Annotated in this window: 20 protein-coding genes; 13 read left to right on the forward strand and 7 right to left on the reverse strand. The window is 69.5% G+C overall.

Features of this window, described 5'->3' with window-relative positions; genetic code table 11:
* Positions 1–14 precede the first annotated feature (14 nt).
* The 4 genes from ACAM51_RS26635 to ACAM51_RS26650 all read left to right on the forward strand — a co-directional run bounded on the left by ACAM51_RS26635 (position 15) and on the right by ACAM51_RS26650 (position 4,188).
* On the forward strand, positions 15–419 hold the full coding sequence (locus ACAM51_RS26635; RefSeq protein WP_218338724.1) for an FKBP-type peptidyl-prolyl cis-trans isomerase: 405 nt from the start codon (positions 15–17) through the stop codon (positions 417–419).
* Positions 420–427: 8 nt separating this feature from the next.
* On the forward strand, positions 428–1,489 hold the full coding sequence (locus ACAM51_RS26640; protein WP_369644001.1) for a MerR family transcriptional regulator: 1,062 nt from the start codon (positions 428–430) through the stop codon (positions 1,487–1,489).
* Positions 1,490–1,538: 49 nt separating this feature from the next.
* The gene (locus ACAM51_RS26645) at positions 1,539–2,828 is read left to right on the forward strand and encodes an acyltransferase family protein (protein ID WP_369644002.1); all 1,290 of its coding nucleotides are present in this window, start codon (positions 1,539–1,541) and stop codon (positions 2,826–2,828) included.
* Between the two features lie 130 nt (positions 2,829–2,958).
* On the forward strand, positions 2,959–4,188 hold the full coding sequence (locus tag ACAM51_RS26650; protein ID WP_369644024.1) for an MFS transporter: 1,230 nt from the start codon (positions 2,959–2,961) through the stop codon (positions 4,186–4,188).
* 108 nt (positions 4,189–4,296) lie between these two features.
* Here ACAM51_RS26650 and ACAM51_RS26655 read toward each other — a convergent pair whose 3' ends face one another.
* On the reverse strand, positions 4,297–4,959 hold the full coding sequence (locus ACAM51_RS26655) for an NAD(P)H-dependent oxidoreductase (protein WP_218295236.1): 663 nt from the start codon (positions 4,957–4,959) through the stop codon (positions 4,297–4,299).
* A 357-nt stretch (positions 4,960–5,316) separates the two neighbouring features.
* Here ACAM51_RS26655 and ACAM51_RS26660 point away from each other — a divergent pair, with 357 nt between their 5' ends.
* Both ACAM51_RS26660 and ACAM51_RS26665 read left to right on the forward strand, forming a co-directional pair.
* Positions 5,317–7,533, forward strand: coding sequence for an ATP-binding protein (locus ACAM51_RS26660; protein WP_369644003.1), 2,217 nt, complete (start codon positions 5,317–5,319; stop codon positions 7,531–7,533).
* A complete protein-coding gene (locus tag ACAM51_RS26665) occupies positions 7,520–8,233 on the forward strand; it encodes an RluA family pseudouridine synthase (protein ID WP_369644004.1) in 714 nt (237 codons plus the stop codon). The genes ACAM51_RS26660 and ACAM51_RS26665 overlap by 14 nt, the downstream gene beginning before the upstream one ends.
* 24 nt (positions 8,234–8,257) lie before the next feature.
* Here ACAM51_RS26665 and ACAM51_RS26670 read toward each other — a convergent pair whose 3' ends face one another.
* Positions 8,258–9,151 (reverse strand): EamA family transporter, encoded by an 894-nt coding sequence (locus ACAM51_RS26670; RefSeq protein WP_369644005.1) that lies wholly within the window; start codon positions 9,149–9,151, stop codon positions 8,258–8,260.
* Positions 9,152–9,228: 77 nt separating this feature from the next.
* On the opposite strand from ACAM51_RS26670, the gene ACAM51_RS26675 reads away from it, so the two are divergent.
* The 4 genes from ACAM51_RS26675 (at position 9,229) to ACAM51_RS26690 (ending at position 12,969) form a co-directional block, all read left to right on the forward strand.
* Positions 9,229–9,744, forward strand: a complete 516-nt coding sequence (locus ACAM51_RS26675) for a MarR family winged helix-turn-helix transcriptional regulator (protein WP_218295240.1) — start codon at positions 9,229–9,231, stop codon at positions 9,742–9,744.
* 28 nt (positions 9,745–9,772) lie between these two features.
* Positions 9,773–10,534: an SDR family NAD(P)-dependent oxidoreductase gene (locus tag ACAM51_RS26680; protein WP_218295241.1), complete on the forward strand. Its 762-nt coding sequence runs from the start codon at positions 9,773–9,775 to the stop codon at positions 10,532–10,534.
* 93 nt (positions 10,535–10,627) lie between these two features.
* Positions 10,628–11,812 carry a beta-ketothiolase BktB gene (gene bktB, locus ACAM51_RS26685; RefSeq protein ID WP_369644006.1) on the forward strand — a complete coding sequence of 395 codons (1,185 nt, stop codon included), beginning with the start codon at positions 10,628–10,630 and terminating at the stop codon, positions 11,810–11,812.
* A gap of 173 nt (positions 11,813–11,985) precedes the next feature.
* Positions 11,986–12,969 (forward strand): tripartite tricarboxylate transporter substrate binding protein, encoded by a 984-nt coding sequence (locus tag ACAM51_RS26690; protein ID WP_369644007.1) that lies wholly within the window; start codon positions 11,986–11,988, stop codon positions 12,967–12,969.
* A 197-nt stretch (positions 12,970–13,166) separates the two neighbouring features.
* Here ACAM51_RS26690 and ACAM51_RS26695 read toward each other — a convergent pair whose 3' ends face one another.
* The 3 genes from ACAM51_RS26695 to ACAM51_RS26705 form a co-directional block, all read right to left on the reverse strand.
* Positions 13,167–13,604, reverse strand: coding sequence for a universal stress protein (locus ACAM51_RS26695; RefSeq protein ID WP_218295244.1), 438 nt, complete (start codon positions 13,602–13,604; stop codon positions 13,167–13,169).
* A gap of 123 nt (positions 13,605–13,727) precedes the next feature.
* The gene (locus tag ACAM51_RS26700) at positions 13,728–14,507 is read right to left on the reverse strand and encodes a 2OG-Fe dioxygenase family protein (protein ID WP_369644008.1); all 780 of its coding nucleotides are present in this window, start codon (positions 14,505–14,507) and stop codon (positions 13,728–13,730) included.
* A 109-nt stretch (positions 14,508–14,616) separates the two neighbouring features.
* On the reverse strand, positions 14,617–15,111 hold the full coding sequence (locus ACAM51_RS26705; RefSeq protein ID WP_218338732.1) for a hypothetical protein: 495 nt from the start codon (positions 15,109–15,111) through the stop codon (positions 14,617–14,619).
* A gap of 266 nt (positions 15,112–15,377) precedes the next feature.
* Here ACAM51_RS26705 and ACAM51_RS26710 point away from each other — a divergent pair, with 266 nt between their 5' ends.
* The 3 genes from ACAM51_RS26710 (at position 15,378) to ACAM51_RS26720 (ending at position 17,463) form a co-directional block, all read left to right on the forward strand.
* On the forward strand, positions 15,378–15,752 hold the full coding sequence (locus tag ACAM51_RS26710; protein ID WP_218295247.1) for a PilZ domain-containing protein: 375 nt from the start codon (positions 15,378–15,380) through the stop codon (positions 15,750–15,752).
* Positions 15,753–15,956: 204 nt separating this feature from the next.
* The gene (locus ACAM51_RS26715; protein WP_369644009.1) at positions 15,957–16,250 is read left to right on the forward strand and encodes a DUF2249 domain-containing protein; all 294 of its coding nucleotides are present in this window, start codon (positions 15,957–15,959) and stop codon (positions 16,248–16,250) included.
* Between the two features lie 22 nt (positions 16,251–16,272).
* Positions 16,273–17,463, forward strand: coding sequence for an NnrS family protein (locus tag ACAM51_RS26720; protein ID WP_369644010.1), 1,191 nt, complete (start codon positions 16,273–16,275; stop codon positions 17,461–17,463).
* A gap of 105 nt (positions 17,464–17,568) precedes the next feature.
* Here the strand turns inward: ACAM51_RS26720 and ACAM51_RS26725 are convergent, their stop codons facing one another.
* Positions 17,569–18,660, reverse strand: coding sequence for a helix-turn-helix transcriptional regulator (locus tag ACAM51_RS26725; protein WP_218295250.1), 1,092 nt, complete (start codon positions 18,658–18,660; stop codon positions 17,569–17,571).
* A 264-nt stretch (positions 18,661–18,924) separates the two neighbouring features.
* Entirely contained in the window at positions 18,925–19,206 is a 282-nt protein-coding gene (locus tag ACAM51_RS26730; protein ID WP_369644011.1) for a hypothetical protein, read from the reverse strand.
* Positions 19,207–19,426: the final 220 nt, after the last annotated feature.

The raw sequence follows: 19,426 nt of genomic DNA on the forward strand, positions 1-19,426 counted from the left end.
CCAAGGAGACCCCTTTGCGAAACCTTTTTTGCGCACTGCTTGCCGGCTTTGTGATCGCCCCCGCCGCCATGGCGCAGGCCAAGCCCGTCACCACGGCCAGCGGCCTGGTCTATGAGTCCCTCAAGGAAGGCACGGGCGAATCGCCCAAGGCCACCGACACGGTGAAGGTGCACTACAAGGGCACGTTCCTGGACGGCAAGGAATTCGACAGCTCCTACAAGCGCGGCGAGCCCACCGAGTTCCCGCTCAACCGCGTGATCCCCTGCTGGACCGAAGGCGTGCAGCGCATGAAACCCGGCGGCAAGGCCAAGCTGACCTGCCCGGCAGCGATTGCCTATGGCGAGCGCGGCGCTGGCGGGGTGATTCCGCCCAACAGCACGCTCAACTTCGAGATCGAGCTGATCTCGGTGCGCAAGTAAGAAGACCCATGCTGCTGAAGGTCGGTGACCTCGCGCGGCGCACCGGCCTCACGGTGCGCACGCTGCACCACTACGACGAAATCGGGCTGCTCAAGCCCTCGGGCCGGTCGGACGCCGGCTACCGGCTGTACAGCCAGGCCGACGTGCAGCGGCTGCATGGCATCCAGACCATGCGGCAGATGGGCCTGCCGCTCAGCGACATCGGCGACCTGCTGGTGGGCGACACCATGGCGCCCGAGCGCATCATCGGCCAGCAGATCCGCGCGCTCGACCAACAGATATCGCAAGCCACCGAACTGCGCGGCCGCCTGACCATGCTGCGCGATGGCCTGATGGCAGGGGCCGAGCCCGACATGGGCAACTGGCTCGAAGCGCTGGCGCTCATGACGACCTATGGCAAGTACTTCAGCTCGGCCGAGCTCAAGCAGATCTTCACCAACTGGAGCCTGATCGAAGCCGACTGGCTGGTCGTGAAGGACCTGGTGCAGAGCGCCATGGACCGCCAGCTGCCGCCCGACGCCCCGGAGGTGCAGGCGCTGGCGTACCGCTGGATGGCGCTGATGCTGCACTGGATGGGCGGCGACATGGACCTGCTGGAGCGCTGGGGCCACATGTTCCGCACCGAGCCCACCACCCACGGCCGCAACCATGCGCCGCCGGGCGAAATGATCGAGTACGTCGAAGTCGCCATCAAGCTGCGCATGAACCTGCTCGACAAGTACCTGACCCGCGACGACCTGCGCGCGCTGGGCCATGTGCCCCACACCCAGTGGGCGGCGCTGGAGGGCTCGGTGCAGCAACTGCTGGCGCGCGGAGTGGCCCCGCAGCACGCCGACGCTGCGGCGGCGGCACAGCGCTGGGATGCGCTGTTCGGCCAGCTGACACGCAACGACGCGGCGCTGCGCCAGAAGCTGCTCACCGCATCGATGCTGGAGCCCTTGCTGCAGGCGGGCTCGCCACTGAGCGCGCCCGTGCGTGCGTACCTGCACGCTGCCCTCGCCCACGTGCATGCCGCCGCTGCGGGGCCAGCCGCGCCACCCATCCGTAAAAAAGCAGTAAAAATCGCTTGACCCTCACGCAACGTGAGGCTTGACAGTCGGTCTTCTGACAGACCGACCCATGACTGCCGACCCTTCCTCTCCCGTTCTCCCCGCATCCCCTGCCGCCGCAGGGCGCCTGCACGCGCTGGACCACCTGCGCGCCACCATGATGTGGCTGGGCATCGTGCTGCACGCATCCATCGCGTACATGGCAGCCCCCTCGCCCCTGCCCTGGCACGACGACCTGTCCACGCCCGTGGCCGACCTGCTGGTGGCGGTGATCCACGCGTTTCGCATGCCGCTGTTCTTCATCCTGGCGGGGTTCTTCGTGGCACTGCTGGTGCAGCAGCGTGGGCTGGCCGGCATGGCCCGCCACCGCGTGCGCCGCCTGGGCTTGCCGTTCGCGGTGTTCTGGCCGCCGCTGTTCATCGCCACCACCCTGCTCGGGCTGATGTTCCTGCACCGCATGGCGCACGGCACCTGGGGTGTGGACCGCAGCCTGCTGCCCCGGGGCCCCAACGTGCCGCAAGGCCCGCCCACCATGCACCTGTGGTTCCTGTGGATGCTGCTGTGGCTGACCTTGCTCACCCCACCGGTGTGGGCCATGGCCCGGGCGCTGCCACAGTCCGCGCAGCGCGCCCTGCAGGCCATCGCGGCATGGCTGTGCGCATCGCCGGTGGGTGGGGTGGTGCTCACGCTGCCGCTGGCCTGGATCGGCGCGCACTACGACCACGGCATCGTCACACCCAGTGGGTCCTTCCTGCCGCCGCTCGCGGAATGGGTGCACAACGGCCTGTTCTATGCATTCGGCCTGTGCCTGTACGCCCAGCGGCGACGGCTGATGGCGCGCTACGAACGGCTGTGGCCGGTGTTCGCCGCCGCGGGTGTTGCGTGCTTCGTGGTGACCGGGTTTCTGTCGGAGATATTGGCCCAGCCCGAAGCATCGGCCTTTGCGCTGGTGCTGCTGACCGGTGGCTTCACCGACGTGCTGGCCGCGCCCGTGTCGGCCACCCGGCACCTCCAGTTCTGGATGGCGCTGGCCTACAACGCGGCGTCCTGGCTGTGGAGCTTTGCGCTCATCGGCCTGTTTCTGCGGCATGTGGCGCGGCCCAGGGCCTGGCTGGCCTACCTGGCAGACAGCGCGTACTGGGTGTACCTGGTGCACCTGCCGCTGACGGTGGGCTTTGGCGCGCTGCTGTACGGCGTGCCGATCCCCGCGACGGCCAAGATCTTTCTCAACGTGCTGGCGACCACGGCCCTGTGCCTGGCCAGCTATCACTTGTGTGTCCGCTTTACCGCGGTGGGCCAGTTGCTCAACGGCCACCGCCATTCCCGCCCCTACCCTGGAGAACCTGCCCATGCCCACTGACACCCCCACCCGCGACAATCCGCCGCCGCGCACCGAGCATGCCCAGCCCGCCCCGGCAAACGGGGACCCGCGCGCCGTGCTGCTCAAGGACCGCAACTTCCGCTGGCTGACCGGCGGCGCATTCCTCTCGATGCTGGGCGACCAGTTCACGCTCATCGCCCTGCCCTGGCTGGTGCTGCAGATGACCGGCGACACGCTGGTGCTGGGCACCGTGCTGGCGCTCATCAGCGTGCCGCGCGCGCTGTTCATCCTGATCGGCGGCGCGCTGGTGGACCGCCACTCGCCCAAGCAGGTGCTGATGATCACCAAGTACATCAATCTGGTGCTGCTGGCCGTGCTGGCCGCCCTGGTGCTGGCCGGCAGCCTGACGCTGTGGATGGTGTACGCGCTGTCGCTGGGCATTGGCCTGGCCACGGCGTTCAGCATCCCGGCGGGGGTCGCGATGATGCCGCACGTGGTGGCCCGCCACCAGCTGCAGGCCGCCAATGGCGTGAACCTGGGCCTGCGCCAGCTCACCATGTTCCTGGGCCCGCTGCTCGCGGGCCTGCTCATCGCGCTGTTTGGCGACGCCGCCACGGCCGGCGCCGGCGGCCATGGCGGCACCCGCGCCAACGCCACCGGCATTGGCCTGGCCTTCGCGCTGGACGCACTGAGCTTTGCGCTGTCGGCCTGGACGCTCTCCAAGGTGCGCACCCACGGCGGCACGCCGCAGCCCGCGGCGGCCCCGCAGGCCGTGCTGTCATCGGTGGCGCAAGGCCTGGTTCATTTCTGGCGCGACGGCGAGCTGCGCACCTGCTTTCTCTACTGGAGCGCCATTGCCCTGTTCATCATGGGCCCCATCCACATCGCCATCCCGGTGCTGGCCAGCAGCACGCCGCAGCTGGGCGCGGCGGCCTTCGGCATCATGGTGGGCGCCCATGGCGCGGGAACATTGCTGGGCATGGTGGTGTCCGGCATGGTGCCCCGGCTGCGCATCGGCAGCCTGGGCATGACCATCCTCGCGTTCGATGCGGTCATCGGCGCCCTGTTCATGCCCATGGGCCTGATCACGGCCGTGTGGCAGGGCTCTGTGCTGATGCTCGCCATCGGCCTGCTGGGCGGCTTCATGCAGGTGAGCGTGTTCACCTGGATCCAGCAGCGCGTGCCTCCCGCGCTGCTGGGCCGCGCGATGAGCCTGTTCATGTTCATCTTCATGGGCCTGGCACCCATCTCCGCCGCCGTCACGGGCTGGGTGATGAAGAGCATCACGCTGGCCCAGCTGTTCGCGGCCAGCGGCGGCACGCTGGTCGTGCTGGCGGCGCTGGCCTTCGTGCTGACGCCCATGCGCCGCGTGAGCGATGCACCTGCGGCGGTGCGCTGAAATGCCAGAACCCGGCCGCACCCAAGGAAGGGGGCGGCCGGGAGGGTCGGTGCACGAGGCCTGGGACAAGCTGCCTAGCGCAGGCGCACGCGGGAAACCCCGCCGGGCTCAGACCTCGGTCACGAACTGCTCGCGGGGGCGGCGCACCTTCTTCAGGCTCACCAGCCAGTCGCCCTCCTCGGCACGATAGCCCAGCGGGAGAATCGAGACGCTGCGCAGGCCGCGTGCACGCAGGCCCAGGATCTCATCGAGCGCGTTGGGGTCGAACCCCTCCATCGGCGTGGAGTCCACCTCCTCGAACGCGGCGGCAATCAGGGCCGCGCTCATGCCGATGTAGGCCTGGCGCGCCGCGTGCTGGAAGTTCACCTCCGCATCGCGCTGGGGGTAGCTGGAGAGCAGCATCTGGCGGTAGTTTTCCCAGCCCTCGTTCTTGAAGCCGCGCTGGTCATTGGTCAGGTCGAACATCATGTTGATGCGCTCGGCCGTGTAGTTGTCCCATGCCGCGAACACCAGCAGGTGGGAGCCGTCGGTGATCTGCGCCTGGTTCCATGCGATGGGCTGGATGCGCGCGCGCACGGCGGGGTCGGTCACCACGATGATCTCGAAGGGCTGCAGTCCGCTGGAGGTGGGGGCGAGGCGCGCGGCTTCGAGAATGCGCTCGACCTTGTCCTGTGGCACCGCCTTGGCGGGGTTCATCTTCTTGGCGGCATAGCGCCATTGCAGTTTGTTCAGCAGGGGCTGGGCGGCCGCAGTGGTATCAAGGGTGGTCATGGTCGAATCCTGTGGTGAAAGGGTATTTGCAGGGCATGGGTGACAAGGGCCCGGTGTAATGAACTGTAGGCAAACACCCCCGGTTCGGTAAGCCATCCCCGGGAAAAGCATTGTTCCCATTTGGCCAACAATCGGCCCTTGAAATGCGGGTTACCGGTCCGTGCCCGCTCGCGTGCGCCGCTTCGCGGGGGGTGCCCTGCGGCGGCTCCCTTGTGCGTCCAGGGGTTACGCCGTGGGCCCCCCAGGGGCCAGGCCTCACGGGCGTACACTTGCGCGCATGCGCCCCGGGCGGCCCCGGCTGGGCGCCCCACCACGCCCGCGCCTGCCTCTCCTTCACGTTGACGCCACGCCCCCTTCATGAGCGAACCCGACCTGTCCTTTCTGGATCCTGCCCGCCGGATGCCAGCCCATGCAGCGGACACCGCGGGCCCACCCGTCGTGCGGACGGCGCCGCCTGCCGCGCGGGAGGGCTCGCCGGCCGACAGCCTGGTGGCGGAGCTGCGGGCCTACCAGGCCGAACTCGAGAGCCAGAACAAGGTCCTGCGCTACAGCCAGACGGTGGCCGAAAGTGCCTACGAGCGCTTCGAGACGCTGTTCGCCAGCGTGCCGCTGGCCCTCATGGTGGTGGACGAGCACGATCTGGTGGTGCAGGCGAACTCCATGGCGCACCGATCATTCCAGCCCACCGAGCGCGACCGCCCTCTCTCGGCGCTGATGCCCTTCGTGCGCGCGCAGGACGCCAGGCGCGTGCGCGAGGCCTTCGCGCTGGCGCGGGACCTGGGCCGCAGCGAGGCCAAGGAGGTCGTGTTTTCCATCAATGCGGACACGCGCATCACCGGCGACCTGCACATCGCGCACATCGAGGCACCACAAAGCAACGGCCCGCCGCTGCCGCAGTTCCTGTGCGCGGTGATCGACCAGGGCCCGCTGCTCGCGGAACGCCAGGCGCTGCAGCACAGCGCGGCCACATTGCAGCAGCGCAACGAGCAGCTGCACGCGAGCGAAAGGCGGCTCGAAGCCGTCATCAACTCGGCGCTGGACGCCATCATCTGCGTGGACCAGCACCGGCGCATCACGGTCTTCAACCCCACAGCAGCCGCGCTGTTCCAGTGCAGCGCGAGCGATGCGCTGGGCAGCACCCTCGACCGCTTCCTGCCCGATGCCGCCCAGGCCCTGGCGTTTGCGCAGCTCACCACGCAGGCCATGCTGGGCGAGATGACCGCCCTCACCGCCAGCGGCAAGGAGCTGGCCGTGGAAGTGAGCGTCTCGTTCGAGCGCCACGCCGAAGGCGAAACCACCACCGTCTTCGCCCGCGACCTCACGGGCCGCAAGAAGGCCGAGGCGCACCGCAACGAACTCGAGGCGCAGCTGCGCGAGTCGCAGAAGATGCAGGCCGTGGGCACCATGGCCGGCGGCATCGCGCACGATTTCAACAACATCCTGGGGGCCATTCTGGGCAACGTGGCGCTGGCCCAGGCCGACTGCGCACCGGGCTCTCCCGTGCTGGTGAGCCTGGGGGAAATCGACAAGGCCGGCCGCCGCGCGCGCGACCTGGTGCGCCAGATCCTCACCTTCAGCCGCAACGAACCGCCACAGCGCTCGGCCGTGTCGCTGGCCGAGGTCGTGCACGACACCGAGCGCCTGCTGCGCGTGACCCTTCCACCCGCCATCGAGCTGCACATGCAGCTGCAGGCGGGCCTGCCGCCTGTTCTGGCGGATGCCACGCAGGTGGAGCAGGCGCTGCTCAACCTGTGCACGAACGCGGTCCACGCCATTGGCACGGAGCGCGGCAGCATCCATGTGGAGGCGGCCACCGTGCAGCCCGACCAGCGCCTGAGCGAACGGCTGGGCCTGGCGCCCGTGGACTACGTGGCCCTGTCGGTGCGCGACAGCGGCCCGGGCATGGATGCGGCGACGCTGGAACGCATCTTCGAGCCGTTCTTCACCACCAAGCCGGTGGGCCAGGGCACCGGCCTGGGCCTGGCGGTGGTGCATGGCGTGATGCGCACCCATGAGGGCGGCGTGGACGTGCACAGCGCGCCGGGCCAGGGCAGCCGGTTCACGCTGTATTTCCCGGTGGCCGCCGCAAGCGCCGCCGCCGAGCCCCCGGTGCCGATGCCGGCAGCGACGGCCACCGCCCCCGCCGCCGCGCCGGACACACCAGAGCCCCCAGGGTGCGAGCCGCCCCCGAGAAAGCCCCATGTGATGTACGTGGACGATGACGAGGCCCTGGTGTTCCTGGTGCAGCGCCTGCTGCGCCGCCGCGGCTACGAAGTCAGCGGCTTCACCGACCCGCACGAGGCCAAGGCAGCTCTGAACGCGGCGCCCGATTGCTACGACCTGCTCGTGACCGACTACAACATGCCGGGCTTTTGCGGCGTGGACCTGGTGCGGGAGGCCCGCCTCATCCGGCCCGACCTGCCGGTGGCCCTGGCCTCGGGCTACGTCACGGCCGAGATCGAACAGGCCGCGCTGGCCGAGGGAGCGCAGGCGCTGATCCACAAGCCCAACGACGTGGAAGAGCTTTGCGCCACCGTGCAGCGCCTGGTGGGCGGCGACGATGCCACCCGGTGAAGGCCCCTCCGCGCCCGCGGCCCAGGCGTGCGCGCCTGGAGCCGCCGCCTGCCCCGCCCCACGGGCGCTGTACGAGGACGCGGACCTGCTCGTGCTCTGCAAGCCGTCGGGCCTGCTGTGCGTGCCCGGGCGCGGCCCGGACAAGCAGGATGCCTTGAGCACCCGCGCCCAGCAGCACTGGCCAGGGGCGCTGATCGTTCACCGGCTGGACCAGGCCACCTCGGGCCTCGTGCTGATGGCGCGCCACCTGGAGGCCCAGCGCCGCCTGAGCCGTGCCTTTGCCGAGCGCACGGTGCACAAGCGGTACCAGGCGGTGGTGCGGGGATGCATGGGCCAGGGCGCTGCCGACCCCACGGCATGGCAGGAGATCGACCTGCCCATCGCCGCCGACTGGGCCCGGCGCCCGCTGCGGGTGATCGACGCCACGCAGGGCAAGCCCAGCCTGACCCGCTGGCGCGCGCTGAGCTGCGACCTGGCCGCCCGCACGACGCGGGTCGAGCTTGCGCCCGTCACCGGCCGCACCCACCAGCTGCGTGTGCACCTGGCCGCCGTGGGCCACGCCATCGTGGGAGACGCACTGTATGCCGACGCGGCCACCCAGGGCCTCGCGCCGCGCCTGCTGCTGCATGCCAGCCACCTGGCCTTTGCACACCCGGCCACCGGAGCGCACCTTGCCCTCGAATGGGCGGCGGATTTTTGACCCCGCGGCCGGAGCCGCCCGCCGCTACAGCCGCGCCGGCGCCACGGGCCGCGACATCGCCCATTGCACCGCCAGGATGCTGGCCAGCACCGCCAGCATGCCAGCCAGCGACACGCCCGTCATGGCCTGGCCCAGCAACACCCAGCCCAGCAGCACGGCCGTGGCGGGGCTGAGCAGCCCGAGCGACGACACCGCCACCGACGGCAGGCGCGCTATGCCGCGAAACCACAGCGCATAGGCCAGCAACGCGCCCGCGATGCTCAGGTAAAGATACCCGCCCACCTGGGGGGCGGTGAGCGCGGGCAGCGGCGGGTCCACCAGCCAGGCCACGGGCGCGAGCATGATGCCGCCGGCCAGCAATTGCCACCCCGTGAACGCCAGCACCGGCAGGTCGGACCGCCAGCGCCGCGACCAGAAGGTGCCTGCCGCCATGCACACGGTGCCGACCAATGCCGCGCCGACGCCCACCATGTCCCACCGCGCACCGGGCGACAGCAGCAGTGCGGCCATGCCGAGCACGCCGGCCGCGCCTGCGCCCAGGGCCAGGGCGGGCGGGCGGCGGTGATCCAGTGCCCAGGCCAGGCCCATCACCACCAGCGGGCCCACCGCGCCCACCACGGCGGCCACGCCGCCCGGCAGCCGGTAGGCGGCCACGAACAGCAGCGCCTGGAAAACGCCGATGTTGAGCGCCGCCAGCACCATCAGCCGCCGCCAGCCCACCCAGTCGCCCCACGCCGGCCAGCGGCGGCACCACAGCACCAGCAGCAGGCCCGCGGGCAAGGTGCGCAGCAGCGCGGCGGTGAAGGGCCGGTCGGGTGGCAGCAGCTCGGTGGTGACGATGTAGGTGGAGCCCCAGATGACCGGGCCCACGGCCGTGGCGAGCGCATCCAGCCAGGGAGAGGTGCGGGTGCTTTGCATGGCAATTTATCTTCAAATCAAGATAAAAATACTCTACCATACAATCTTGAAATCAAGATAAATCGATCACAAAGCCCATGGCCACCCCACGCCAGCCCGACGCCGTAGACGCCATCCTGGCCCAGTGGAGCCGCGAGCGCCCCGACCTGGATGTGAGCCCCATGGGCCCCATCGGGCGCATCAAGCGCTGCGCCGCGCTGCTGCAGCGCAGGCTCGACGAGACCTTTGCCGGGTTCGGACTGAGCTTCTGGGAGTTCGACGTGCTGGCCACGCTGCGCCGCAGCGGCGCGCCCTACTGCCTGGCGCCGACCACGCTGTTCTCCACCCTCATGGTCACCTCGGGCACCATGACGCACCGCATGGGCAAGCTCGAGGCCCAGGGCTGGATCACGCGCCTGCCCAACCCCGACGATGCGCGCAGCTCGCTGGTGCAGCTCACCGCCGAGGGGCTGGCGCTGATCGACCGCGCTGTCGAGGCCCACGTCGCCAACGAGCACCGCATCCTGGCGCCGCTCAAGGCCGCCGACCTCGCGGCGCTGGACGCGCGGCTGTCGCTGCTGCTCGCGGCGCTGGAGCCTGCCGGAGACAGCTGAGCCGGGCGTCCCGCAGTACGATGGGGGGATGCCTCATACCCACCTCTACATCCTCACCGGCGCATCGCGCGGCATGGGGCTGGCCATGGCCCAGCAACTCCTGCGCAGCGGCAACACCCTCATCTGCATCGCGCGCAGCGCCAATGCGGACCTGGCCACCGAAGCCAAGGCGGCGGGCGTCACCCTCGAACAATGGCAGCAAGACCTCTCGCAGGGCGAGCAGGCGGCGCACAGGCTGCAAAGCTGGCTCGCGGCGCAGGGCCCGCAGGTGTTCGCGAGCGCCACGCTCATCAACAACGCGGGCGTGATCCCGCGCATCGCCCCCCTCTCGGGCAGCGATGCCGCCGACCTGGCCCATGCCCTGCGCGTGGGCCTGGAGGCGCCCATGCAGCTCACCGCCGCCTTCCTGGGCGCGACGGATGCCTGGACGGTGCCGCGCAAGGTGCTCAACATCTCCTCGGGCCTGGGCCGCCGGGCCATGGCCTCGCAGGCCGCGTACTGCGCCGCCAAGGCGGGCATGGACCATTTCACGCGCTGCGTGGCGCTGGACGAAGCCATCAAGCCCCAGGGCGCCAAGGTATGCTCGCTGGCCCCCGGCGTGATCGACACCGACATGCAGGTGCAGCTGCGCGGCGCCGCCCCCGAGGCGTTCCCGGACCAGCAAAATTTCGCCAACCTCAAGACGGGTGGCCAGCTCACATCGCCTGCCGACGCCGCCACCCGCGTGCTCGCCTGGCTGGAACGCGCAGACTTCGGCACCAACCCGGTGGCCGATGTCCGGGACGCCTAGAGCCCCAATACTCCTGTTTTTATAGCTGCCAGCGCTTTATGGACAAGCGCTAGCGGCCAATTTGATCTGAAACCCATCTGAAAGGACCTCCCCATGACCCGTGAAGTCGTCGTCGTTTCCGCAGTGCGCACCGCCATCGGCACCTTTGGTGGCAGCCTCAAGGACGTGCCCCCCACCGAACTGGGCGCACTCGTCGTGCGCGAATCGCTTGCCCGCGCCAACGTGGAAGGCAAGGACGTGGGCCACGTGGTGTTCGGCCACGTGGTCAACACCGAGCCCAAGGACATGTACCTCTCGCGCGTGGCCGCCATCCACGGCGGCTGCGGCGAAAGCACGCCCGCCTACAACGTGAACCGCCTGTGCGGCTCGGGCCTTCAGGCCATCGTCAACGCCAGCCAGTCCATCCTGCTGGGCGACACCGACGTGGCCATTGGCGCCGGGGCCGAGAACATGAGCCGCGTGCCCTTTGCCAGCCTGAACATGCGCTGGGGCGCCCGCATGGGCGACACCAAGATGGTGGACATGATGATCGGCGCGCTGCACGACCCCTTCCACAACATCCACATGGGCGTGACGGCGGAGAACATCGCCGCCAAGTGGGGCATCAGCCGCGAAGACCAGGACAAGCTGGCGGTAGAGAGCCACAACAGGGCCGAACGCGCCACGCAGGCCGGCGTGTTCAAGGACCAGATCGTGCCCGTCACCCTGAAAAGCAAGAAGGGCGACGTGTTGTACGCCACCGACGAGCACTTCCGCCCCGGCGCCACGATGGAGGACCTGGCCAGGCTCAAGCCCGTGTTCCAGAAGGAGAACGGCACGGTGACGGCCGGCAACGCCTCGGGCATCAACGACGCCGCCGCCGCCGTGGTGCTGATGGAAGCCGGCGCCGCCAAGGCCCGTGGCGCCAAGCCGCTGGCACGCCTGGTGGCCTATGCCCACGCGGGCGTGGACCCCAAGTACATGGGCATCGGCCCCGTGCCGGCCACGCAACTGGCATTGAAGAAGGCCGGCCTCACGGTGAACGACCTCGACGTGATCGAAGCCAACGAGGCCTTTGCCGCCCAGGCCTGCGCCGTCACCAAGGACCTGGGCCTGGACCCGGCCAAGGTCAACCCGAACGGATCGGGCATCTCGCTGGGCCACCCCATCGGCGCCACCGGCGCGCTGATCACCGTGAAAGCGCTGCACGAACTGCAGCGCGTGCAGGGCCGCTACGCGCTGGTGACCATGTGCATCGGCGGCGGCCAGGGCATCGCCGCGATCTTCGAGCGCATCTGACCCGTGCCGCCCGGCCTTGCCATCGCCAGTGGCGATGTTGCCACCCTGTATCGGCAAGGCCAGCCCCGCGCAGGATCGGCGATCATCCGTGGGTGCTGGCGCCAAGACCAGCAGAGCGGAGCGCGCCTGCGCGGCCGCCTGTCCATATTGAACCGACGGAGACATCTCTCACCATGATTCGCACCCTGCTTTCCTTCACCGCCCTCGCCTTCGCCGTGGGCACCACCGCGCACGCCCAGGCCCCCGCACCGGCTGCGGCCTACCCCACCAAGCCCATCCGCCTGATCGTGCCCTTCCCGCCCGGCGGCGGCACCGACATCCTCTCGCGCCTGGTGGCCACCAAGCTCACCGAAAGCGCCAAGTGGACCGTGGTGGCCGACAACAAGGCGGGCGCCGGCGGCACCATCGGCATCGGCGAGGCCGTCAAGGCGGCCCCCACGGGCTATGACCTCGTGATGGGCCAGAAGGACAACCTCGTGATCGGCCCCTGGCTCTACAAGAACCTGCCCTGGGACCCCACCAAGGACCTGACCGCCGTGGCCCACGTCGCCTACACGCCCGTGGTCATCGCCACCAGCGTCAACTCCAAGTACAAGACCCTGGCCGACGTGGTGGCCGCCGCCAAGGCCGCGCCCGGCACCATCACCTATGGCTCGCCCGGCAACGGCACGTCCATCCACCTGGCGGGCGACCTGTTCGAGAAGGCCGCGGGCGTGAAGCTGAGCCACATTCCCTACAAGGGATCCAATCCCGCGCTGATGGATGCGCTGGCGGGCAATGTGGACCTGCTGGTCTCGTCCCTGCCCTCGGCCATGGGCCAGATCAAGTCCGGCAAGCTGCGCCCCCTGGCCGTGACCTCGGCCAAGCGCAGCTCGTCCCTGCCCGAGGTGCCCACCGTGGCCGAGTCGGGCTTCAAGGACTTCGACGTGAGCACCTGGTACGGCGTGTTCGCCCCCGCCGGCACGCCGGCCGCCGTGGTGAGTGCCATCCACGCCGAGATCAACAAGCTCCTGGCCACGGCCGACATGAAGGCCGCCATCCATGCCCAGGGCGCGGAGCCGGAAGCCATGTCCGCCGCGCAGTTCGGCACCCTGCTCAAGACCGACTACGCCAAGTGGAAGGGCATCGTCGAAGCCTCGGGCGCGAAGATTGAGTGACCCCCTGAGGCGCTTCGCGCCTTCCCCCTGAAGGGGGACGCACCCGGTGGCTGGCAAAGCCAGATCCACGGGTGCACTGGCGAAGGGCGTGCCTGCTCCACGAGCTGTGGAATGTGGGATGCGCTGGTGCGCGGCGCCATCGAGAACTGAAATGAGGAACGGCTCCTTTCGGAGCCGTTCCTCATGGGGGATGGCGCTCAGTCCCTCACGACCAGCACCGGGATGTGCACCACGCCCAGCACGCGCTGCGTGACGCTGCCCAGCACCAGCTTTTCAAGCCCGCGGCGGCCGTGCGAGCCCATCACGATGAGATCGGCGCCCGTGCTTTCCAGCGCGCGCAGGATGCCTTCATGCACTGCGTGGCCTTCGCCCACCACGGTGGTCACCGGCACGCCAGCCTCGGCCATGGCCTTCTTGGTGGCATCCAGGGCGCTGTTGGCCTCGGCGGTGGCCGCGTTGATGTACTGGGCCTGGCCGTAGGCGAAATCAGCCCCCACGCCCGTGAAGGGATAGGGATCGACCACGTAGACCGCCGTCACGGCGCTGCCAAAGGTCTTGGCCAGGGCCGCGGCCTTGGAGACCGCGAGCATCGAGGTGTTGGAACCGTCGACTGGAACCAGAATGTGCTTGAACATGGTGCTTCTCCTTGAGTTGAGTGTGGGACCTGGCTTGTGGCCCGGCCATGGACATCAGTTTGAACGCCCACCATACCGCGCATCTTGATTCGCATCAAATCGGACGCACTCCCTTGCCGGCGTTCAGCGGCCCGCAGGGGCCTGCCCGACCACATCCGCCCCCTGGAAACCACCCCGGCGGCAGGTGACCACGAGGGTGTCGCGATACCCCCCCTCGGCCAGGGGCTGGATGGGCGTGGATTCATGGATCATGCGCGCGTCGTCCAGCAGCAGCAGGGACCACGGCTCGGTCAGCGTGAAGCGCTGGCCGCTGGGGCCCGCCGCCTCGAACACCCGCGTCTCGCCGCCCTTGATGCCCTCGCGCCCCACGAGGAACACGGCCACCAGGTCGACGCCGTCGCGGTGGGCGCCCTCGGGGGTGGGCCGGCCAATGCCGTCGGTGGTGTCGATGCGGAACTGGTGGGCCTCGACGAACCAGGATGCAGGCGCCTCGGAGCGCGCAAACACGGCATCGGACACCCCGGCCAGCGCTGCCAGCAGCTGCTGCCACACCGGCCGGGCGACGGTGGCGGGCTCCATGGGGGCAAACCAGCGCTCCATGCCGCCATGCAGCGCGTTGTACTCCACAGGCTGCCAGTGCGCGCGGTGCGGCACCTGCCGCACCTGCCCGTCCTGCACCACAAAGCAGGCATGGCGGCGGCGGCGGTAGCGCCCGCCGTCTTTGAGGAAATCATCGGGGGGCAGCCCCGCCCAGTCGCCGTTCAGGCCCAGCAAGTCCGGCAGGGCGCAGCCCGTCCAGCGGGCCACGTCCGCCGGCGACAGGACGGCAAAGCCGTTCTGCCGCAGCTGGCTGGCGACATCCTGGGGGGCGGTGAAGGGGGGAGAAAAAGTGACTTGGGCCATAGAGGCCCGAGCTTAACCGCTGGTGCCGGCACCGCGTCTGCGATGGCGCAAACGCGGTGCAGCGCGGCGCGGCCTTGCAGGGAGGTGCGCCGCGCAGTCAGTCAGTCAGTCAGTCGCGGTGGCCATGTCCATGGCCCTTGCCATTGTTGCCGCGGCCCCGGTCATGGTCGCGGTCCTGCTTGCCGCCGTGGCGATGGTCGTCATCCCACCGGCGGTCATCGCGGCCCGGGCCCCGGTGCGGAGGGCCACGGCGTGGTGGCGGCTCCTGCACGAAGTACACCGGCTGGCTGCACGCGTTGTAGCGCGCACAGTGCTTGCCCCAGTTCTTGGCATGGCCGGGCGGCACGTAGAGGTAGATCGGCGAGCGCGGCACCACGACCGCGGGGCGGTGGATGATGACCGGCTCGGCATACAGCAGCGGCGGCGGTGGCGCATTGCCAATGTTGATGCGGCCGTACACGCCGGGGGCCAGCTCGCCGCCCACCGTGGCATTGATGTAGGTCTGCGCATGCGCTCCGCCCGCCGCGGCGAGCAGCAGCGCGGCCGCCGCGCCAGACAGGAGGAGACGGATCGTGGACATCGTGGTCATGGTTGTGGTTTTCATCGGGAACTCCTTGCTTGTACCGCCCGGAACAGCACACGATGTGCGGCTGCGGTGCGCGGACCCTGATTTGTAACAAAGCCCGCCCTACCCTAAACCCGAATCCGCGCAAAAGATGTAAGCAAATGGCGACAGAACCGGGCTGCCCGCCGCCGCCCCACGCCGCCTGAAGCAGGTTCATCCGGCGGCCCGGCGTGCCCGGCAAATGCGTGCAGCCGCCGGGCTTGGAGTAGCATGTGCCACCACCCGCTTCGGTCCAGGAGACAGCGATGCCCCACGAACGCCGCCACTTTGTCCGCGTCGGCTTTGACGCGCCGGCCTTGCTGACCACGTCCACCGACGCCTTCAGCGTCCACGTGCAGGACCTTTCGCTCAAGGGCGCGCTGCTGGTGGCACCGGCGCAGGCGAACCTGCAGACCGGCATGCTGTGCCAGCTGACCATTCCCTTGGCCGAAACCGGCAACCACATCGCCATGTCCACCGAGGTCGCGCACGTGGAGGGGCTGCACACCGGTCTGCTGTGCCGCGGGATCGACCTGGACAGCGTGACCCACCTGCGCCGCCTGATCGAGCTGCAGCTGGGCGACCCCGCACTGCTCGAACGCGACCTGGGCGAGCTGACCGCGGCCTCCTCCCTTTCCTGAACAAGCGACGGCCCCCGGCGCCGAAGCCGGCCGGGCTTGCGGCGGGCGCAGGCACAGGCAGGCCCCGCCCTTGACCGCGCCGTGCCTGCCCGGGCTCGGCATGGCCATGGCATCCATCACGGCATCCATTCATTGACACTCATCAATTGACGTTCCGGCGGCACGCGCCATAATAGATTCATAAAACATGAATCTTTAAGCACCATGCCAGACCAAGCAACCACCGCAGCCACCATCGACGTGCGCGCAATCGCCCCCCGCGAGCGCCATCCGTCCATTTTTCTCGCCTTTGGCAAGCTGGCTGCCGGGCAGGCCATGGACCTGGTCAACGACCACGATCCCCGGCCGCTGTACTACCAGTTCCAGGAAGAACTGCCGGGCCAGTTCACCTGGAGCTACCTGGAGAACGGGCCCGCGCAATGGCGCGTGCGCATCCAGAAACAACGCGCCCCAGGCCACGGCAGCGGGCAATGCTGCGGCGCCTGCGGCGGTGCGTAGCCCGGGCCGGGGCCCTACCGCCATGGCACTCCCTATCGGCATGGAAGAACCGCGCCCCGCCCCGTCCCGGGGGTTGGCCCTGTTCGCGCTCGGCTTCCGGCCGTTCTACCTGCTGGCAAGCGTGTTCGCAGCGCTGTCCGTTCCCTTGTGGGCGCTGCAGTTCTCCGGCGCGCTGGGCCGCCCCTATCTGGCGGGCCCGCTCTGGCATGCCCACGAGATGCTGTTCGGCTTCGCGCTGGCGGTCATCGTGGGCTTTCTCTTCACCGCCGGCCGCAACTGGACCAATCTTCCCACCCCGACGGGATGGCGCCTGGGTGCGCTGGCCGCCCTGTGGGTGGCGGGACGGATTCTGGTGCTCACACCCTTCGCAGCCACGGCCGCCGTGGTGAACGTGGCGTTTCCGCTGGCCGCGGCGGCCAGCCTGGGCATTGCGTTCTGGAAGGCGCGGAACCAGCGCAACTATTTCTTTGTGGCGCTGCTCCTGCTGCTGGGCGCCGCCATGCTGCTTTTCCATCTGTCGCAGCTGGGCGTCTTTCCCGTCCCCGCAGGGCTCGGCATCCGGATCGCGCTGGACGTGGTTCTTTTCATCCTGGCCGTCATGGGCGGGCGCGTGATCCCGATGTTCACCAACAACGGCGTGGCGGGCGCGCAAGCAACCCGGCGGCCTGCCGTGGAAAAGGCCGCGCTGGGATCGGTGCTGGCCCTGCTCGCCGCGGACGCCACGGGCCTGGGCGGATGGCCACTGGCCACCATCGCGGCATTCGCCTGTCTGGCTCATACCTGGCGCTGGGCTCTGTGGCAGCCCTGGACGGCGCTGCGCGTGCCGCTGGTCTGGGTGCTGCACATGGCCTATCTCTGGATTCCCGTGCACCTGCTGCTTCGCTGCCTGGGCGACCTGGGCCTGGCGGCCTCCTCCCTGGCCACCCACGCCCTGACGGTGGGCGCGGTGGGTGGGCTCATCATCGGAATGATGACGCGCACGGCGCGCGGCCACACGGGGCGGCCCCTGCGCGCGGACCGCTGCGACACCGCCTGCTACCTGCTGGTGCTGCTGGCCGCCGCCGTGCGTGTGGCGGTGCCGCTCGCCAGCCCCGCGCAGACGGTGCACGCCAGCCTGCTGTCCGCCGCCCTCTGGTCGGTAGGCTTTGCGCTGTACGCCGTGCGCTACTGGCCGGTGCTGTCCCGCCCACGGGCCGACGGCCATCCGGGGTAGCGGCCGTGCGCCGCGCCGCCGTCAAGGCCATCTCCACTCCGGCGCCAGCCCACCGGGTCCGTGGTGCGTGCGTGGGCGCGTGCGCGCGGCTGGCCGTGCCCTCCCTCATGCCGGTGCGAAGAGGTAGTCCTGCAGCTCCAGCCGGCTTTGCACGCCCAGCCGTGTGTAGATCTGGCGGCGGTGGTAGGTGGTGGTGTTCTCGCTGATGCCCATCCGCGTGGCGATCTGCGCCTCGGGCAGGCCGCGCGCGAGCCAGTACGCAAGCTCGTGCTGGCGCTGCGGCAGGCCCAGCGCGCGCAACGCGGGCAGCAGCTGCGCCACGCGCGAGACCCGCTGGGTGATGTGGATGCCCGCCGCCCGGCCTTCGCCGGCCGCGGCGGCCATCAGCGTCGCGCGCAGCGAAAACGCGCCGCTGGCGTTGCGCAGGTCCAGCTGCGGCGGCGCGCGGACGCTGCCCCCCTGGCGGGCATGTTCCAGGCGCTGCAGCAGCGCCTGGAGCGCGGGCGGCAGTTCGGCACGCCGGTACCAGCGCGGCCCGAATGCCAGCGCCATCAGCCGGTCGGCCTGGGGCGATGTCCACAGCAGCTGCCCTTGCGGCGAGGCCACCAGCATGGCGCTTTCATGCACCACGCTGTCGTGCGCATCCACTTCGCCGGGCTGCAGGATGCGCGCCAGCCACGGCTCCAGCCGGGCCAGCAGGGCTGCGTCTTCGGCCCCGAAGCGCGGCGCCTGCGGCCTGCGATACAGCTTGAGCGCGCCCACGCCCGCCCCCTGTGGCGTGCGCAGCACCAGGCTCAGGCAGTCCAGCAGTTCCGCAGGGCGCAGCGCCAGGTTGTAGAAGTCGCTGCGCAGCAGCTCGCCCATGGGCACGGTGATCAACTGCTCCATCACCTGCGGCCCATGGTCGTCGCGCACGGCGGCGGCGAAATCGTGGGCGCTGCGGCGGATCACCTTGTGCTCGCTCGCCCTCACCTGCGGCTCGAAGTACAGGTGCATCAAGTCACGCGCCAGCGATGGCTCGATGTACACATCCAGCGCGCCGTCGCTGCCAGGGTGGAAGTAGCCGCTCGTGTCGAAGGCGATCAGGTGGTGCAGCTCATGCAGCAGGGGTTCGATGAGCTGCGGACCGTTGACGTCCAGACAGGCCAGCTGTTGCAGGCGCGCCAGGGCGCGCCGCTGAATACGGGAAAAAGGCATGGAGTAGTTGAGTTATGTGCCACAGCGCATCCAGGCAATGCGTGGAGGCAAAGCTAGCACACCGGCCCCCCACAGCAACCCACCCCCAGGGGTGGGGCGCGGCGCCCCGGGGACGCATGGCCTCTGCTTTTTGGCGCCGGGCCCGTGGTGGCGCGGCGCCCCGACCGGGCCGCCATGCAAGGTTTCAGCGCGGCCACGAACCGCCGCGTGTCTCTTTGGGGGTACCCGCCGCCCCGCAAGCCGCGCAGCATCCTGGCGGCTTCTTTAGAACAGGGATGAGGGTGACTGCCGTTCCCACTGGGGGGAAGGCTGCAGCTCGCCAAAATGGCTAGTCTCGGATTCAATCGCATCCTCGACCAGATGCAGCAGGTGCGCTGCCCGCAACTCGTCGTGCGGGTCGCGCACACCGGTGAAGTCGTGCCGCTCCACGCGGATGGACAGGCCTTCGAAGTTGGGATCGGTTTCTGGCAACCCCTGGGCCAGGGCCTCTATTCGCGCGAAGGCCTCGCGGGCGACCGTCGGCGCGACGGTGATGGTGATGGACATACCGCACCTTCCATTCTGGGCGCTGCGGTACTTACGGCGAACTGCCCAGCTCCGGTCGCAACCAAGGTTTGTCCCCATCATGCGCGGACAGGGCGAACAATGGTTTCCCCCATACCCCTGCGGACAGCGTGGTCGGCCTTCCAGAGGCAGGGCATCCACCGTCCGCTGCAAGGGTCCCGCCCTGCGGACAGGCCCGGCTTGCTCTCGCTGATTGCGCGCG

The sequence above is a fragment of the Acidovorax sp. A79 genome (genome assembly GCF_041154505.1).
Taxonomy (GTDB): domain Bacteria; phylum Pseudomonadota; class Gammaproteobacteria; order Burkholderiales; family Burkholderiaceae_C; genus Acidovorax.

Bases quoted from the DNA above. Each gene is read 5' to 3' on its own strand.
- ACAM51_RS26705 (WP_218338732.1), bottom strand. From the start codon at position 15,111: ATGAAAACCACAACCATGACCACGATGTCCACGATCCGTCTCCTCCTG.
- ACAM51_RS26665 (WP_369644004.1), top strand. From the start codon at position 7,520: ATGCCACCCGGTGAAGGCCCCTCCGCGCCCGCGGCCCAGGCGTGCGCG.
- ACAM51_RS26730 (WP_369644011.1), bottom strand. From the start codon at position 19,206: ATGTCCATCACCATCACCGTCGCGCCGACGGTCGCCCGCGAGGCCTTC.
- ACAM51_RS26680 (WP_218295241.1), top strand. From the start codon at position 9,773: ATGCCTCATACCCACCTCTACATCCTCACCGGCGCATCGCGCGGCATG.
- ACAM51_RS26655 (WP_218295236.1), bottom strand. From the start codon at position 4,959: ATGACCACCCTTGATACCACTGCGGCCGCCCAGCCCCTGCTGAACAAA.
- ACAM51_RS26715 (WP_369644009.1), top strand. From the start codon at position 15,957: ATGCCAGACCAAGCAACCACCGCAGCCACCATCGACGTGCGCGCAATC.
- ACAM51_RS26670 (WP_369644005.1), bottom strand. From the start codon at position 9,151: ATGCAAAGCACCCGCACCTCTCCCTGGCTGGATGCGCTCGCCACGGCC.
- ACAM51_RS26660 (WP_369644003.1), top strand. From the start codon at position 5,317: ATGAGCGAACCCGACCTGTCCTTTCTGGATCCTGCCCGCCGGATGCCA.
- ACAM51_RS26710 (WP_218295247.1), top strand. From the start codon at position 15,378: ATGCCCCACGAACGCCGCCACTTTGTCCGCGTCGGCTTTGACGCGCCG.
- ACAM51_RS26695 (WP_218295244.1), bottom strand. From the start codon at position 13,604: ATGTTCAAGCACATTCTGGTTCCAGTCGACGGTTCCAACACCTCGATG.
- ACAM51_RS26645 (WP_369644002.1), top strand. From the start codon at position 1,539: ATGACTGCCGACCCTTCCTCTCCCGTTCTCCCCGCATCCCCTGCCGCC.
- ACAM51_RS26690 (WP_369644007.1), top strand. From the start codon at position 11,986: ATGATTCGCACCCTGCTTTCCTTCACCGCCCTCGCCTTCGCCGTGGGC.
- ACAM51_RS26640 (WP_369644001.1), top strand. From the start codon at position 428: ATGCTGCTGAAGGTCGGTGACCTCGCGCGGCGCACCGGCCTCACGGTG.
- ACAM51_RS26725 (WP_218295250.1), bottom strand. From the start codon at position 18,660: ATGCCTTTTTCCCGTATTCAGCGGCGCGCCCTGGCGCGCCTGCAACAG.
- ACAM51_RS26675 (WP_218295240.1), top strand. From the start codon at position 9,229: ATGGCCACCCCACGCCAGCCCGACGCCGTAGACGCCATCCTGGCCCAG.
- ACAM51_RS26650 (WP_369644024.1), top strand. From the start codon at position 2,959: ATGCTGGGCGACCAGTTCACGCTCATCGCCCTGCCCTGGCTGGTGCTG.
- ACAM51_RS26700 (WP_369644008.1), bottom strand. From the start codon at position 14,507: ATGGCCCAAGTCACTTTTTCTCCCCCCTTCACCGCCCCCCAGGATGTC.
- ACAM51_RS26720 (WP_369644010.1), top strand. From the start codon at position 16,273: ATGGCACTCCCTATCGGCATGGAAGAACCGCGCCCCGCCCCGTCCCGG.
- bktB (WP_369644006.1), top strand. From the start codon at position 10,628: ATGACCCGTGAAGTCGTCGTCGTTTCCGCAGTGCGCACCGCCATCGGC.